Raw genomic sequence first — 15,857 nt, forward strand, 5'->3', positions numbered from 1 at the left:
TTATTATGACTTGGTACTAATTTTAAAACATAAATGTATTTTTGTCTAGAATATATTTCAGCTAAAACATAAAGCTAACGCATTATTCACCTTATTGTTTATGAAAAGAAACGGAAACATACCTTTACCTGTTCTTTCGAAATATAAAAAAGCCCGAACCGTTTCTACTTACAGTTCAGGCCTCTCTTCCATCTAAATTTTTATTCTTTATTTGCTTTCCTTCTAAACTAGAGGGTTCTCCCCACTACTTTTCCTTTAGCCTCTTCATATATCTAGTTTTCCCCCAGGCGAGAATAAAAAAGGCCCTGACCGCTTCTATCCACGGTTCGGGCCTCTCTTCCATCTTAAAAAGATGCTTTTTATTCTTTTTATGCTTTTTATTCTTGATCTGCTTTCCCAAGCTCATATGCTTCGTTCATAACTTTCATCAATAACTCTAATACTGGTTGAGCTTTCTCCATATCAAGCGCAATTCCATTATCATCTAAAATGGCCTTTGCTTCTGGTAAATGCTTCATTGCGATTTGTAAAAATTGCATGCTTTTCTCATTCATATTATGTTCTTCCTCTCCATTAAAACTTTCACATACATAGTGTAACACGCTCTCTATCCTTCGTATAACTCTTTATATTTTTTCATATGCGCCAATTGTTTATTTAAACCGTATTCTAACGGAGTATTTCTTTTTATCGAAATAACCTCTACTGTTCCATCTCTTTCTTCCAGATTCTCTTTTTTCACTTTATCCTCTGCACGTAAAAGGTTCATACCTTTTTTCCATAATGATTTTTTACCACTAAGTAAATTATATATACCGAGATATTCCTCGTTCATGCCATTTTCCCATAAGTATTCACATACATCTTCAACGTACAGTAGATCACTGGCGTTTTCCTCACTCGTATAATGGCACTCTTTCTCACCCAGTTCTGATAACATGAGCTGATGATACATCATAAAAGATGGTTGCCATGGTCCATACAATGTAGGAACTCGAAATACACTATATTGTACCTCTCCTTTTTTCAATCCTTCTTCCACTTTTGCAAATAGACGTTTATTTTCGGACTCATCTACGTTTCCTACTTCAATAGAAGAAATTAGATTTAACTTCACTTTATGTTCTTCACACAGTCTTATCATTCGCTTTAAATACTGTAATATAACTCTTTCATTTCGAAAGCCACTTTGTTGGTTAGGCTCATACAGACAAAAGTAAACCGCATCAAATTTCTCTTCCTCTACGGATCTCCATCCGTCTTCATCTCTTATCGAATAATACGTAAATAACGCATTTCGCCCAATTAACAATAACTTCTCTTCATTAATTTTTGTCATATTATCGAATTCATCAAAATCAAGACCATATACTTCTACTTCTTCTGTAATCATTTTATTCACAAGGTGATAACCTACAAACGTAAGTGCACCTATAATTAGCACGCGTTCCATACCACCCACCCTTTCTCCTTGAAACAAATAGCTCCTCATTTATGTATATGGGAGCTTCACAATTCTTCTTCATATTTTTTAAAGAAATCAGTCGTTTGCCTAACCATTTTATATTTCACATCTTGCAGATGGAATAAGACAGAAGTATCGCATTGGTTCAATTGCCTCATTTTCTCGTATTTACGTAGCAGCTGTTTTCTTCCTCTTTTTTCTTGTGTTGATACAAAAATTTTAACAGGTACACAAGACGGAAGAAGCGTAAATGATTTCTTATTTATTTTCGCTTCTAATTCTTCTTCTTTAGCATCATACGCTAAACTTAATTCCTTCAAGAGTCTCTTGTAAAAAAATTTATGCTCTTTCTCAAACTCCACATATTCTGGTAAATCTAAACACGGATTTAACATAATGACAGAACGTATACATTCAGGGTATTTGTTCATCATTTCAAGCGCAACAAGTGCCCCCATACCATCTGCCATAATGTGCATTTTTGCATTTAATGTCTCTTTTCTCAACACAACATCATATAGGCGTTTTGCTAGACGAACAGATTGATCGTTTCCCCAATGTCTGCCGTATAAATTAGAAGAAAATACCGTATAGCCTTCCTCAATAAGGCCGTGTAAAAAATAAGATCTACCCGCATGCTGTGTCCATAAACTTGTACCATTCTCAATAAAGTAGTTGTAATCCCCAAGAAGCATAACAGAAAATCCATTTGGCTTCTCCGGTAAATAAATAACGCATGGTTCTTTTTCTAAGTAAAAAAAACGTTCCGTAATACTCATTTTTCCCCCGCCTTATTTTCTAAACGTATAAAAAGTACTCTTTTATAATGTATGAACAGAATGCAAATTTGCGTTGAAAAATCTACAAATATTTTTCTATATTCTTTTTTCAATTGTGTTACAATAAGGACAGATTGAACGAATAGAGGTGTAAAATATGCGTTTCATTTGGGCATTAATTTGGTCGTTCTTGCTTGTACATATGATGAGCTACGTAATCGGCTCTATGACTGGCGGTACATACGATTTTAACCAAGCGTCTATTTTCTCAGTTGTTCTTGCAGTATTAGTACTAGCAATTTCAGCTGCAATTCCAAACGAGCCAGTAGAACAGCACTAAAAAAAGAGTCCGGATTTTATCCGAACTCTTTTTTATTTTACTTCACATGAACGACTAATTCGTTATTTTCTACATCAACCACTACATGACTATTGTCAGTAATCGTACCTGCAATTAATTCTCTCGCTAATTTCGTCTCAACTTGACGCTGTACATATCGTTTTAATGGACGAGCTCCATACATCGGATCGAAGCCAGCTTCTACAACAAATTCTTTCGCTGCTTCTGTTAATTGTACCGTAATATGACGGTCAGCTAAACGACCTTGTAATTCTTTTACAATTTTATCAACAATACCTTTAATTTCATTCGTTGTAAGAGGTTTGAATAAAATAATTTCGTCGACGCGGTTTAAGAACTCTGGTCGGAAATGTCCTCTCAATTGCCCCATTACAAGGTCTCTTGATTCCTCTTTAATCGAACCATCTTCTTCTAATCCATCTAATAAATGAGCAGACCCAATATTTGAAGTCATAATAATAACTGTGTTTTTAAAGTCCACTGTACGTCCTTGCGAATCTGTAATGCGTCCGTCATCTAACATTTGTAATAAAATATTGAATACTTCTGGATGCGCTTTTTCGATTTCGTCTAACAAAATAACGGAATACGGTTTACGTCTTACCGCTTCTGTTAATTGACCGCCCTCTTCATATCCAACATATCCAGGAGGCGCACCAATTAAGCGTGACACAGCGTGTTTCTCCATATACTCAGACATATCGATACGAATCATTTGTTCTTCACTATCAAATAAAGACTGCGCTAACGTTTTGGCAAGCTCTGTTTTACCAACCCCCGTCGGTCCTAAGAAGATGAAGGAACCAATTGGACGGTTCGGATCTTTAATACCAGCGCGCGCGCGAAGAACTGCATCTGATACTAGGCTTACCGCTTCCTCTTGTCCGATAACACGTTCTGATAAAATTTGCTCTAAGCGTAATAATTTCTCACGTTCACCTTCAACGAGTTTTGCGACAGGAATACCAGTCCAGCGTGAAACAATCTCAGCAATCTCTTCTTCACTTACTTCCTCACGTAATAAACGATTTTCTTGTTTATTATTTGCGCCCATTTCTTCTGCTTCTTTTAACTCTTTTTCAATTGCAGGAATTTTTCCATGGCGAAGTTCCGCTGCTTTATTTAAATCGTAATTCCCTTCTGCTTCTTCTAATTCACGGCGCAGACGCTCTAAATGTTCACGTAAGTCACGCACTTTGTGAATATCTTCTTTTTCTTTCTCCCATTTCGCTCTCATACCACTTGCAACTTCTTTTAAATCCGATAATTCACGTTGCAACGTTTTGAGGCGTTCTTGGCTACCAAAGTCCTTTTCTTTTCCAAGAGCCGCTTCTTCAATTTCCAGCTGCATAATGCGGCGCGTTACTTCATCTAATTCTGTCGGCATAGAATCGATTTCTGTACGAATTGTTGCACAAGCTTCATCGACAAGATCAATTGCTTTATCCGGTAAGAAACGGTCCGAAATATATCGATCTGATAAAACTGATGCTGCTACAATTGCGCGGTCATGAATATTTACACCGTGATAAATTTCAAAACGCTCTTTTAAACCACGTAAAATGGAAATTGTATCTTCAACAGTTGGTTCTTCTGCTAATACTTGTTGGAAACGTCTTTCTAGCGCTGGATCTTTCTCAATATATTTACGATATTCATCTAACGTCGTCGCCCCGATACAATGCAGTTCACCACGCGCAAGCATCGGTTTTAACATATTTCCTGCATCCATTGCGCCTTCTGTTTTACCAGCGCCGACGATTGTGTGAAGCTCATCAATGAATAGTAAAATGCGACCTTCACTCTTTTTAATTTCATTTAATACAGCTTGGAGACGCTCTTCAAATTCACCGCGGAATTTCGCACCAGCTACAAGCGCACTCATATCTAACGCAAAGATTGTTCTATCTTTTAATCCTTCAGGTACATCCTTCTTCACAATACGCTGCGCTAACCCTTCAACGATTGCTGTTTTACCAACACCTGGCTCACCAATTAAAACAGGGTTGTTTTTCGTTTTACGTGAAAGAATGCGGATTACGCGGCGAATTTCACTATCGCGGCCGATAACAGGGTCAATTTTCCCTGCTTTCACTTCCGCCACTAAATCACGACCATATTTTTCTAACGCTTCATAAGTTGCTTCTGGATTTTGACTAGTCACTCTTTGATTCCCCCGAACTGTCATTAAAGACTGTAATAAGTTATCTTTCGTAATATGAAATCTTGTAAATAATTGGCTTATATCGCCTTTTTCTTCAGTAAAAGCAAGTAATACATGTTCAACTGAAATGTAATCATCTTGCAATTTCTCTGCTTCTTTTCCTGCTCTTACTAGCAGTTGTTGCAAAGCACCTGTTATATATAATTTACCTGCTTCTGCACCGCTTCCCGTTACGGAAGGCTTTTTCTTAATTAAATTTTCTACACCTTGTTTTAATGCTTCTATATCGACATTCATTTTTTGAAAAATACGTACTGCTAGCCCATCTTGCTCTTCTAATAATGTAAACAAGAGATGAACAGTATCTACTTCTTGATGGTGATGAGATACCGCTAAAGATTGTGCACTCATAATCGCCTCTTGTGTTTTTGTTGTCATTTGATTTAAGTCCATCTTTACAGTCCTCCAAATGTTTGACTTTCTTTGACCTTTGATTTGATTATACGCCAACTGACTTTTTTATACAATAATTTTGACTATGTATTTTCAAACTTATTATTGGAAAAAGAAAAAAGGAGCATGCATGATACAAGTGAAAAATATACGGTAAATGAAATTATTATGTGTAACGACAAAAAAAGCCGCAATAACGATTGCGGCTCCTGTTACGGTTTTCTTTTATACGTCCACTGACGGTTATGATTTGTGTTATCTGGAAATTTTTCACCAGCAGTTAGTTTTACCATTTGCGGATCTTTCACCATACTTCCCGTTTCACCAATTTCTACGTAAATGCCATCATTCGGCGCTTTTTGTCCAGAACGAAACCTACGATTTTGTCCCATTTCCATTCTCCTTCCATGACGTCTTTGCCTCATTAGTATATCCATTTTAAAAGAAAGCTTGTCTGTCATGTTTAGGAAACAAGTACTACATTTCATTCTTGTACATATACATGAATGACACAAGCTTAAAGCAGGGATTTCATTCCTATTTGTAGAAAAAAAAGAAACCAACCTACTATAGGCCAGTTTCAAAGGAGAGTCAAACATATACGAGAAGATTACATGTTCATTATAAGCCTCATCATACGAGCAATGTAACCCTTTTCACAATTTGTACATAATGAAAGAAACATTGTTTGAACTTTCTAAAAAGATGTTGACTTTTCTTAATTTCCAGCGAGAAATAGTAGACACCGCAGCACTTTGCGACGTAAGATGGATATATAGTGAACTTTCCATCTTTGGTGGTCTCACCCAGTCTAACCTCTTATTTCTGCATATAAAAAACGGAAATACAGATAAAAACAAAAAAATATTATAAGAGGTGAAATTATGAACAAACAACATTTAATCGCACTAGACTTAGACGGCACTTTATTAACAGACAACAAAATAATTTCCACTCGAACAAAACATACAATTGCAAAAGCAAAGGAACAAGGACATATTGTTGTTATCTCAACAGGACGTCCATTCCGCGCTAGTTATGATTACTATAAAGAACTTGGTCTAAATACACCAATCGTAAACTTTAATGGCGCTTACGTACATCACCCTCTTGATTCAAAGTGGGGCACACATCACTCTCCTCTTGAGCTAGCAACAGCGCAAGAAATTGTCCGAGCTTGCTTTGATTTTGGCGTAAAAAATATATACGCTGAAGTAATGGACGATGTGTATGTTCGTGAAATTGATGAAGATAAAAAACATATTTTCGAATTCGGTTCTCCAAATATTTTTACAGGAGACTTATTAAATATTTTAAACGATCATCCAACTTGCTTATTAATTGACGCACATGACGAGCATTCCAGTGCAATTCGTCAACATTTAACTGATATGCATGCTGAAGTAATTGACCATAGAAAATGGGGCGCACCTTGGCCGATTATTGAAATTGTAAAAAGCGGATTAAATAAAGCTGTTGGACTACAAAAAATTTCTAGTCATTACAACATTCCACAAGAGCGAATTATCGCTTTCGGTGATGAAGATAACGACTTTGAAATGATTGAATTTGCTGGTCACGGCATCGCAATGGGAAATGCCATTCCTGAATTAAAATCACTCGCAAACCATACGACGCTAACGAACGAAGAAGATGGCATTGCACTATATTTAGAAGAGGTTCTTGGGTTGTAATCTAAAAATTCCCTGCTTATAGTTTCTCGCCAAACGCTCATACTATCATTAGACGCACAAGTTAGCGCGTCGATTGTTTTCAGCTAAATAAAGGGGGTTTTTCGAATGGGTAAAAAGAACAAATCAAAACGTTTTATCCAACAAGGAGCCGATGCTGTTATGAAGCATGATGCAAGATTCCCGTACCGAGGTACATTAGCTGAGGCAGAAAAAGCGAGAAGTAACTCTTCTTTTGGAGGGGTCTAAATGGGGAACTTACTATTTCAACAAGCTAGAGATGCTGTTGCAAATGCCGTATCTTGTTCAAGCGGTGCCGAGCAACAAGATCTCGTATATAGAGCCAAAAACGCTTTGCACTCTGCATACGCAAACTCTTCAACAGCTGAAAAAGTTCAGCTACGTGAAATGCAAGAGCAGTTGCAAAACATTACGAATGCACATTAAAAAAGAGGACCAGCTTTGGTCCTCTTTAATCTTTTCGAAACAATCCGAACACCCCAACTGTTTGCAGTACGTTTGTAAATGCACCTGGGTCCACTTGTTTAATAACCCTCTCCAATTCGTACAGTTCGTAACGAGTAATAACAATCATTAGCATTTCCTTATTTTCATTCGTATAAGCACCAGTTGCTGGTATAGTTGTAATCCCCCTCACTAAGCGTGAGTGAATCGCCTTTCGTATATCTGCCCCATTTTTCGTAACGATTAATGCCGTAATCTTCACATGACGCGTATGAATTGCATCGATGATTCGCGTTGACACATACAAAGTCACTAAAGTATATAATGCTTTTTCCCATCCATACACATAGCCGGCAGCGATAATGATCAGTGCATTAAAGAAGAAAAAATACGTACCGACAGGCTTGTCTTTAATCTTTGATAAAATCATGGCGATTATATCTAAACCACCTGTAGAAGCCCCCCACTTCAACGCAATCCCTACCCCGATTGCTGAAATAAGCCCACCAAAAATCGCATTTAATATGATGTCGTTTGAAACTGCTCTAACTGGGATAATTTCTAAAAACATAGTCATAAAGATAACGCAAAGAAAACTAAAGAAAGTAAAGGCCTTTCCAACCTTTTTCCACGCTAAAATAACGACTGGAATGTTAAACAAGCTAAATAATACCCCGGTTGATATGTGAATAGATAAAAAATCACCTAATATTTGTGATAGCAATTGAGACAATCCAGCAAAGCCACTTGCATACACTTTCGCTGGCGTTAAAAATAAATTCATTCCAATCGCATTTAACAAACCTGCGACGATTACAACGATTAACTTCTTTATAAGTTCGGTATAATTCAACTTCAAATCCATTTCCAATCCACCTTCATTATTCATGAATACACTGCTATACATAGTCTTTACGAAAAAGGAAATGATAAACGTACAACGTTTAGAAATGGAGTTGATACATATGCCACATACGAGTGATAACGACAAAAAAGCACGCGATAATAATGCAAAACGCGCGCAAAAAAATGAGCAAGAACAAAAGAATATAGAGCAAGGTAAGCGTGCCTATTCTAAAAAGACCGATCACCTTTGATTCCATCGTACATCAACAATATTGTTGGTGTACTTTTTTTACAGTTTACAGGGAAAAAACATTAAAAATTCACTTCATGTTCACTTCTATATTCTACAATAACGATAACATATTCGGATGAGGTGTTAGCATGAGAGGAAAACACATTTTCATTATTACTGCACTACTAAGTATATTAATGCTATCTGCTTGTGGACAAAAAAACGACTCAGATACAGTCGCTACAGCAACAGACTCAACCATTACGAAGAGCGACTTCGAAAAACAGTTGAAAGATCGTTACGGAAAAGACATGCTGTACGAAATGATGGCGCAAGACGTTATCACGAAAAAATATAAAGTATCTGACGATGATGTAGATAAAGAATTACAAAAAGCAAAAAATCAATACGGAGACCAATTTAAAAACGTATTGAAAAACAATGGTTTAAAAGATGAAGCTGATTTCAAAAATCAAATTAAGTTCAAACTTGCTATGAATGAAGCGATTAAGAAAAGTATTACAGAAAAAGACGTGAAAGACCACTATAAACCAGAAATTAAAGCAAGCCATATTTTAGTAAGTGACGAAAATGAAGCGAAAGAAATAAAGAAAAAATTAGATGCTGGTGCTTCATTTGAAGAACTAGCAAAACAAGAATCGCAAGACCTACTATCAAAAGAAAAAGGCGGAGACCTCGGATATTTCAATTCAGGTAGAATGGCACCTGAATTTGAAACTGCTGCCTATAAACTAAAGGTCGGACAAATTAGCAATCCCGTTACATCACCAAACGGTTATCATATTATTAAATTAACTGATAAAAAAGAGTTAAAACCCTATGATGAAGTGAAAGACTCTATTCGCAAAAACTTAGAAGAAGAACGTATCTCTGACCCTATATTCGGCAAAAAACTATTGCAAAATGAATTAAAAAAAGCAAATATTAAAATAAACGATAGTGAGTTGAAAGATACGTTTACTCTTGTACATGAGCAAGGGAATTAAAAAAGCACCACCTTATAGGTAAAATATAAGGTGGTGCTTTTTATTTCCTTTATTTCTTAAAGTACGTCCAACCTTCTTCTTGGTAAACCTTTTCTTCTTTCATCAACTTACCAAGTGCACGCTTAAATGCAGCTTTACTCATATTGAAACGTTCTTTAATGTCTTCTGGATAGCTCTTATCCCAAAACGGCATTGCTCCGCCTCGTTCTTCCATATATGCATAAATCACTGTAGCATCATCTTCCATTCCTTCTTCTTTACGAGGAAGAAGGGAGATGTTAATTGTACCGTCATCTTTTACATCAATAATTCGTCCCGTTACACGTTGACCGATGCGAACTTGCTCTTTTCTTTCTGTATGATGTAAAAATGCACGGAAATGCTCATCTGTTAATACGAACGAACCAACTTGAAGTGAACGATACACACGTCCGTTTACGTTTTTATTACGCATAGATGGTGTCGCATCTACAACGATTTCTTGCATATCACTATCTCTTGCTGGAAGAGCAATTAAACGATCACGATTCGTTAATTTTAACGTACAATATAATTCGTCTCCAACTTCTGGCCATACTGGCATATAAATTGGGAATTCATCAGCTGGAATTAGTATATCTTTTGATACACCAATATCAACAAACACACCTAAACTAGGAATAACTTCTACAACCTTTACCCAGTTCCAATCATATGTTGTAATAATTGGCTCCTTCATTGTTGCCGAAATACGATTTTGGTGGTCAAGGTATAAGAATACATCAATCGTATCGCCTTCTTCAATTTCTCCAGCTACTTCATTTTTATGTAGGAAAATTTCTTCTTCTTCATTTCCAACCATATATCCAATTTCCGTTTCGCGTAAAACAGTTACCTGTTCAATCGATCCTATTTGTAAATACATATTTTTTTAATTCCCTTCTCTATATATAAAGTGAAACTTTAATCAGTGGAGGTTTTGTTCCTTCCCACTGATTATTAGTTGAACCAATCGGGCTTTTACGGGCAGTTGATCTCCCGCCTCCCTTCTTTGATACAGTCGAATTTTGAGGTGGGAGTCTTACTGCCCGTTAATGCGGGGTAAAATTAACTTTTTTATCTTTTTATCATTCCAAACAAAAGTTAATTATAACACGATTTTCTCTTTATTTGTCCAACTGCCCAAAATTCACTATAATAAAATGAGGTTATATCATTATAAGTACGAAAACACTTAAGTCTAAGCTCGTTTTCAGCTATACTTTAGTATGTACAATACATAAAAAGATTAGAAATTTATTTGGAGGTGCTAACTATGGCAAAAGATAGTTCTTTTGACATCGTTTCGAAAGTAGAATTACCTGAAGTAACAAACGCAATTAACACTGCATTAAAAGAAATCCAAAACCGATATGACTTTAAAGGAAGTAAAAGTGATATTAAACTTGAGAAAGAAGTACTTGTTTTAACTTCTGACGATGAGTTCAAATTAGAGCAAGTAAAAGACGTTCTTATTTCTAAACTCGTAAAACGTAACGTTCCAATTAAGAACTTAGATTACGGAAAAGTTGAAGCCGCGGCTGGTAACACTGTTCGCCAACGCGCAACACTTCAACAAGGTATCGATAAAGATAACGCAAAAAAAATTAACAATATCATTAAAGAAATGAAATTAAAAGTAAAAACACAAGTACAAGATGATCAAGTACGTGTTACAGCGAAAAGCCGTGATGACTTACAAGCAGTTATCGCAGCAGTTCGTAGCGCTGACTTACCGATTGACGTACAATTTATTAACTACCGCTAAAAAGAAAAACATCCTCTATGTAGAGGATGTTTTTCTTTTTAGCGTGTAAAAGTCTAAACTTACGGGCAATCGGATAAATTTTATGCATAAATGAAGAAGACCCTTTTAAAAATCGGAACAAAAACCTCCCTCCCCAATCAAATGTAACAAATTATGAGTATATGAATATTTTCCACCCTTTCCTGTAATGTAAAATTAGTAAGGAATTTATTTTATGAAAAATGTTAATTAAAAAGAGTTAGAAGTGGTTATTTGAAGAAATTAATACTATGTTTTTTATTAACTACATTCTGTCTATATATTGCAGGGTGTTCTAATAATATAACTACACCTGGGGATACATCTAAAACTTCAACACCTGTGAATTGTAAATACATCAACAAAGCTTGGTATAAGAAACCTACGAACTGTAATAATCGATGATATAAGTCATAAAAAAGACACCATAAGGTGCTTTTTTTATAGAGAATAATAAGATGTTCATCAGAAATTATGAGTGATTTTTTTATTTTGTTGTTCAAAATATTTTTCTTTAACTATTTTTATCAGATCTTCTTTTTCTGTTAGTTCAAAGATAAATAATGCTTTTTTCATATTATCAGCTACATCTTCTTCATTACATTGTTTCAGCTTTAGCATGTTCCAAGCTTTCCCATAGTATAATTCGCCTAATAAATATAAAGTATTTAGATTAATAGCTAATTTAATACCCATATCATTGTATTTTATTGCCTCTTCATGTTGATTTGCATGACCTAACATTTTCCCTAAATTAAAAATGATTTTTAATTTAACCTCTTTATCTCTAGGGAAATCTAACTTATTAAAATTAGTTAAACATCTTCTTAATATAGTAATACTCTTTTCATATTCTTTATTTGCCCAATGAAATATAGCCATCGACTGCATAATATCTATTTCTCTTTCCGATAAAAAATCACCATTCGTTACAGTTAGTTTTAGTGCATTATTTAAAAGATTTAAAGCAGTTTTTATTGATTTATTCACATAAAATATAGCAATCGCTTCATGCCATATTAGAAATTGTTTATCTTCTTTTAACTGGAAATTATTTTCGGTTTTCTCTTGTTTCACTATTTCATAAAGTTCATTATATTGTTTTTGTTTTGTACAATCTCTCATTACACATTTTACATTTTCTACATATTTTAGTTTTTTGTTTTGAGTTAGTGCGAAAATATGATTTGGATCAATACCAAGTCTTTCAGATAATTGATATAACAATATGCTAGATGGATAAATCATACCTTTTTCTATTTTGCTAATTTGACTTTGCGAACATATTCCATGACACAATTCAGATTGTGATATATTCTTTTTCATTCTAAGTTCTTTAATGGTAATACCCAAATCGTAAAATTCCATTTTTCCTCCTCAAATATAGCCCTCAATGAGTAACAAAATACTTTTCATCCTTTAATGTAATGTAAAATTAGTATATTTTCAATTATTGTTCTTCTATCGATTTTTTTACTTCTTTGCTCAGTTGCATTTCGAGGTGAGAGTCTTACTTCAAAGAAAAACAGACTAGGGAGAAAGTTTTCTCCTTAGCCTGTCCCACCGAACAAATTCCCCATCGTCACTGTTATCCCCAAAATACAGAATTACGAATACGATAAGAAGACTTAAACATCTCACCTCATCACGCACTTTTAATTGAACACAAAAGAGAATATCCCCTTATTTCCGCTTCTTTTTAACCACAATTAAAAAAGCAATAAACAATACGTTCACACCGACGATTAAAGAAATAAATAGCCAATTCACACCTGTTTCCCCGTTAACTTTATACACATTTGATTCTTCACGCTTTAAAACGAGATAAAATTTTCCGTTTTCTTCTCTTATAATTTCATCTTCTAACAATCCCCTTAGCTCTTGTTTTTCACCAATCGCACTTGCAGGTAAAGCAACTTTTTGTGTTTCTCTCGTATTATTAATCGCTACTACCGTCACTTCATCTTTATACTTTCTCTTTAGTACACTCATTCCATCTTTATCGTATAGAAGCTCAAACGTACCGCGGCGTAAAGATGGTCTCGCTTGTCTAAGCTCACCGAGTTTCGTTATATGTTGCATAAACTTTTCATCTGATTTGAAGTCCATTAATCGTCTATTATCTGGCGTACCTCCTCCATCCAATGCAATTTCAGTTCCGTAATAAAAATTCGGAATACCTGGTGTTGTTAATAAATATGTAAGAGCTAGTTTCAAACGAGGTGGTGGATAATTCATATTCTCTTTTGCAATACGAGCAAATCTTTTTGTATCTTGATTATCTAAAAATGTAGCGGCTGCTCCGTCTTTTTTACTTACATCATATAAAGGTTTCACCGATACGTCCGCTTTGGAAAACGCATCTACTATTTTTTCGTTGTATTCACTATCTTCTTTTGTCATAACTCGAAAATCTTTCTTTATCACTTGCATATCTTTTTGCACATCATCCCAAAAAGCAGGCGACTTTTTTTCACTATGTATTACATAACTTGCATCTAAATCAACTTCTTTAATCCACCATTTCATCGAGTCGATTACTTGTTGTTCGTTTTCTCCAAGTGGAAATTGAAATACAACTTTCATTCCTTTTGCATGAGCTTCTTGCAAAAGTTCTTTCACATCATTTTCTGTTCCGAAATGTTCATTTACCTTCTGAAAATTGCGCACGTCTAACCCATCGTATTTTACACTTTCAAAAAGCGGCGAAAGCATAACAGTAGTAAATCCCATTTTTTTTATGTAATCCAGTCTTTTTATAATACCTCTTATATCTCCGCCCTGATATCCTTCTAAATTGCCAACTTCTAACTGTTTGTCATTTTTCGGTTCCCCATTATTAAAACGATCAATCATAATGGAATATATAACTTCGTCTCGCCACTCTCTTTTTTCATCTGCAAATGTATGTATTGGTACAAACAAAACGACAGCTAAACAAAAACAAATGAATAGTTTCCTAGTATGTATTTTCCCCACACGCATCCCCCATGTATTTTAATTGTAAGAATATTATACCAATTATCCAAACGAATCGCATACGTTGATTTCATTCTTATTAAATTAATACATGTTAGATTTTCTAACATTACATATAAAATTTTCTGAATTTTTAGTTGATTTTTCTTTTTATTTCGAATATGATATGAAACATAACAAATTGATGTTATTTTTTCTAACATTATAGGAGGAGAGAGAATGAATACAGGAGATACGGTTTTTATGTTTGTAGCGACAGTAATGGTCATGTTAATGACACCAGGATTAGCACTTTTTTATGGAGGTATGGTTCGCAGTAAAAACGTACTCAGTACGACAATGCATAGTTATAGCGCAATGGCTATCGTTTCGATTCAATGGATTGTAATTGGTTATTCTTTATCATTCGGACCAGATTGGCACGGACTTATCGGCACATTCGATTGGTTCGGTTTAAACGGAGTTACCTACGCACCAAATCCAGACTACTCATCTACTATTCCTCACAATTTATTTATGATGTTTCAACTCATGTTTGCTATTCTAACCCCCGCTCTAATTTCAGGAGCATTTGCCGAAAGAATGCGATTTTCAGCTTTCCTTATTTTCATCCTTCTATGGACAACAATCGTTTACAATCCTGTCGCTCATTGGGTATGGGGCGTTGGTGGATGGCTAAGAGAACTTGGCGCATTAGACTTCGCTGGCGGTAATGTCGTTCATATTACATCTGGCGTGGCTGGCCTCGTATTAGCTATTTTCCTTGGAAAACGCAAAAACATAAACGGTTCGTCTCCTCATCATTTACCATTTACGATGTTAGGCGCTGGGCTGCTATGGTTCGGCTGGTTTGGTTTTAACGTCGGAAGCGCATTATCTTTAAATGATGTAGCTTTAACTGCATTTATTAATACAAATATAGCTGCCGCTGCCTCCGCATTAACTTGGATGCTTTCAGAGTGGTTCTTCCAATCAAAACCGACCGCGATGGGAGCTGCTTGCGGCGTTGTTTCCGGTCTAGTCGCTATTACACCAGCTTGCGGGTTCGTTACACCTTTCTCAGCTCTTCTTATCGGAGCAATTGGCGGCGTATTATGCTTCGGAGCGGTCTTTTTCTTAAAAACAAAATTCGGATACGACGATACACTCGATGCATTTGGATGTCACGGCATCGGCGGAACTTGGGGCGGCATTGCGACAGGACTATTTGCAACTACCACCATAAACAGTGATGGCGCTAACGGATTATTTTACGGAAACGCCGCGCTGCTGTTGAAACAACTTGTAGCGATCGGCGCAACATATGCGTTCACAATTATAATGACGTACGCGATTATTAAAGCAATTAACTTCTTCCTCCCTGTCCGGGTAGATGAGCACGAGGAACATATGGGACTTGATATTTCAATGCATGGGGAGAAAGCTTATGAATATACTGAGCGAGTGAACTAAAAAAGAGATGCAATCTATTGATAGTAGATTGCATCTCTTTTTTGCATTTATTGGCACTGCATACCCCAGCTAGTATTCCTGTAAATATATCAGCGATTCTTCGGATATATCGACGATTTTTCAAATATATCAGCGATTATTTCAATATATCGACGTTTC

The 15,857-nt window shown here is 35.6% G+C and carries 17 protein-coding genes; 8 read left to right on the top strand and 9 right to left on the bottom strand.

Annotated features, from left to right (window positions below; translation table 11 throughout):
- Window positions 1-377: 377 nt before the first annotated feature.
- Genes MR147_RS08735 through MR147_RS08745 form a run of 3 tightly spaced genes read right to left on the bottom strand, consistent with a single transcriptional unit; the run spans window position 378 to window position 2,244 of the window.
- Entirely contained in the window at window positions 378-554 is a 177-nt protein-coding gene (locus MR147_RS08735; RefSeq protein ID WP_009879752.1) for a ComZ family protein, read from the bottom strand.
- Window positions 555-607: 53 nt separating this feature from the next.
- The gene (locus MR147_RS08740; RefSeq protein ID WP_242303922.1) at window positions 608-1,480 is read right to left on the bottom strand and encodes an NAD-dependent epimerase/dehydratase family protein; all 873 of its coding nucleotides are present in this window, start codon (window positions 1,478-1,480) and stop codon (window positions 608-610) included.
- Window positions 1,481-1,509: 29 nt separating this feature from the next.
- Entirely contained in the window at window positions 1,510-2,244 is a 735-nt protein-coding gene (locus MR147_RS08745) for a lipase family protein (RefSeq protein ID WP_000028698.1), read from the bottom strand.
- Window positions 2,245-2,401: 157 nt separating this feature from the next.
- Here MR147_RS08745 and MR147_RS08750 point away from each other — a divergent pair, with 157 nt between their 5' ends.
- Window positions 2,402-2,584: a YjzD family protein gene (locus MR147_RS08750; RefSeq protein ID WP_001211116.1), complete on the top strand. Its 183-nt coding sequence runs from the start codon at window positions 2,402-2,404 to the stop codon at window positions 2,582-2,584.
- 37 nt (window positions 2,585-2,621) lie between these two features.
- Here MR147_RS08750 and clpB read toward each other — a convergent pair whose 3' ends face one another.
- Together clpB and MR147_RS08760 are read right to left on the bottom strand one after the other, a co-directional pair.
- Window positions 2,622-5,222, bottom strand: a complete 2,601-nt coding sequence (gene clpB, locus MR147_RS08755) for an ATP-dependent chaperone ClpB (protein ID WP_242303923.1) — start codon at window positions 5,220-5,222, stop codon at window positions 2,622-2,624.
- A 212-nt stretch (window positions 5,223-5,434) separates the two neighbouring features.
- Window positions 5,435-5,614 carry a YjzC family protein gene (locus tag MR147_RS08760; RefSeq protein WP_000531421.1) on the bottom strand — a complete coding sequence of 60 codons (180 nt, stop codon included), beginning with the start codon at window positions 5,612-5,614 and terminating at the stop codon, window positions 5,435-5,437.
- 492 nt (window positions 5,615-6,106) lie between these two features.
- Here MR147_RS08760 and MR147_RS08765 point away from each other — a divergent pair, with 492 nt between their 5' ends.
- The 3 genes from MR147_RS08765 (at window position 6,107) to MR147_RS08775 (ending at window position 7,360) form a co-directional block, all read left to right on the top strand.
- The gene (locus MR147_RS08765) at window positions 6,107-6,916 is read left to right on the top strand and encodes a Cof-type HAD-IIB family hydrolase (RefSeq protein ID WP_001041235.1); all 810 of its coding nucleotides are present in this window, start codon (window positions 6,107-6,109) and stop codon (window positions 6,914-6,916) included.
- Between the two features lie 105 nt (window positions 6,917-7,021).
- On the top strand, window positions 7,022-7,162 hold the full coding sequence (locus tag MR147_RS08770) for a hypothetical protein (protein WP_000516816.1): 141 nt from the start codon (window positions 7,022-7,024) through the stop codon (window positions 7,160-7,162).
- The gene (locus MR147_RS08775) at window positions 7,163-7,360 is read left to right on the top strand and encodes a DUF3813 domain-containing protein (protein ID WP_000527392.1); all 198 of its coding nucleotides are present in this window, start codon (window positions 7,163-7,165) and stop codon (window positions 7,358-7,360) included. It abuts the gene before it with no gap.
- A gap of 25 nt (window positions 7,361-7,385) precedes the next feature.
- On the opposite strand, the gene MR147_RS08780 is transcribed toward MR147_RS08775, so the two are convergent.
- Window positions 7,386-8,243 carry a YitT family protein gene (locus MR147_RS08780; RefSeq protein WP_074610636.1) on the bottom strand — a complete coding sequence of 286 codons (858 nt, stop codon included), beginning with the start codon at window positions 8,241-8,243 and terminating at the stop codon, window positions 7,386-7,388.
- Window positions 8,244-8,343: 100 nt separating this feature from the next.
- Here MR147_RS08780 and MR147_RS08785 point away from each other — a divergent pair, with 100 nt between their 5' ends.
- Together MR147_RS08785 and prsA are read left to right on the top strand one after the other, a co-directional pair.
- Window positions 8,344-8,475 (top strand): DUF3941 domain-containing protein, encoded by a 132-nt coding sequence (locus MR147_RS08785; protein WP_001120845.1) that lies wholly within the window; start codon window positions 8,344-8,346, stop codon window positions 8,473-8,475.
- A 130-nt stretch (window positions 8,476-8,605) separates the two neighbouring features.
- A complete protein-coding gene (gene prsA / locus MR147_RS08790) occupies window positions 8,606-9,463 on the top strand; it encodes a peptidylprolyl isomerase PrsA (RefSeq protein WP_001214230.1) in 858 nt (285 codons plus the stop codon).
- A 49-nt stretch (window positions 9,464-9,512) separates the two neighbouring features.
- On the opposite strand, the gene MR147_RS08795 is transcribed toward prsA, so the two are convergent.
- Window positions 9,513-10,367 carry a CvfB family protein gene (locus tag MR147_RS08795; RefSeq protein WP_000281267.1) on the bottom strand — a complete coding sequence of 285 codons (855 nt, stop codon included), beginning with the start codon at window positions 10,365-10,367 and terminating at the stop codon, window positions 9,513-9,515.
- 390 nt (window positions 10,368-10,757) lie between these two features.
- Here MR147_RS08795 and MR147_RS08800 point away from each other — a divergent pair, with 390 nt between their 5' ends.
- Complete coding sequence (locus MR147_RS08800) at window positions 10,758-11,249, top strand: YajQ family cyclic di-GMP-binding protein (protein WP_001040153.1); 492 nt, start codon at window positions 10,758-10,760, stop codon at window positions 11,247-11,249.
- Window positions 11,250-11,732: 483 nt separating this feature from the next.
- Here the strand turns inward: MR147_RS08800 and MR147_RS08805 are convergent, their stop codons facing one another.
- Together MR147_RS08805 and MR147_RS08810 are read right to left on the bottom strand one after the other, a co-directional pair.
- Complete coding sequence (locus MR147_RS08805; RefSeq protein WP_098923568.1) at window positions 11,733-12,635, bottom strand: helix-turn-helix domain-containing protein; 903 nt, start codon at window positions 12,633-12,635, stop codon at window positions 11,733-11,735.
- Window positions 12,636-12,950: 315 nt separating this feature from the next.
- Complete coding sequence (locus MR147_RS08810; protein ID WP_074610541.1) at window positions 12,951-14,252, bottom strand: alpha-amylase family glycosyl hydrolase; 1,302 nt, start codon at window positions 14,250-14,252, stop codon at window positions 12,951-12,953.
- A gap of 213 nt (window positions 14,253-14,465) precedes the next feature.
- Here MR147_RS08810 and MR147_RS08815 point away from each other — a divergent pair, with 213 nt between their 5' ends.
- On the top strand, window positions 14,466-15,698 hold the full coding sequence (locus tag MR147_RS08815) for an ammonium transporter (protein WP_074610539.1): 1,233 nt from the start codon (window positions 14,466-14,468) through the stop codon (window positions 15,696-15,698).
- The last annotated feature ends 159 nt before the right edge of the window (window positions 15,699-15,857 follow it).

The sequence above is a fragment of the Bacillus cereus group sp. BfR-BA-01350 genome (assembly GCF_022663775.1).
GTDB classification, from domain to species: Bacteria; Bacillota; Bacilli; order Bacillales; family Bacillaceae_G; genus Bacillus_A; species Bacillus_A paranthracis.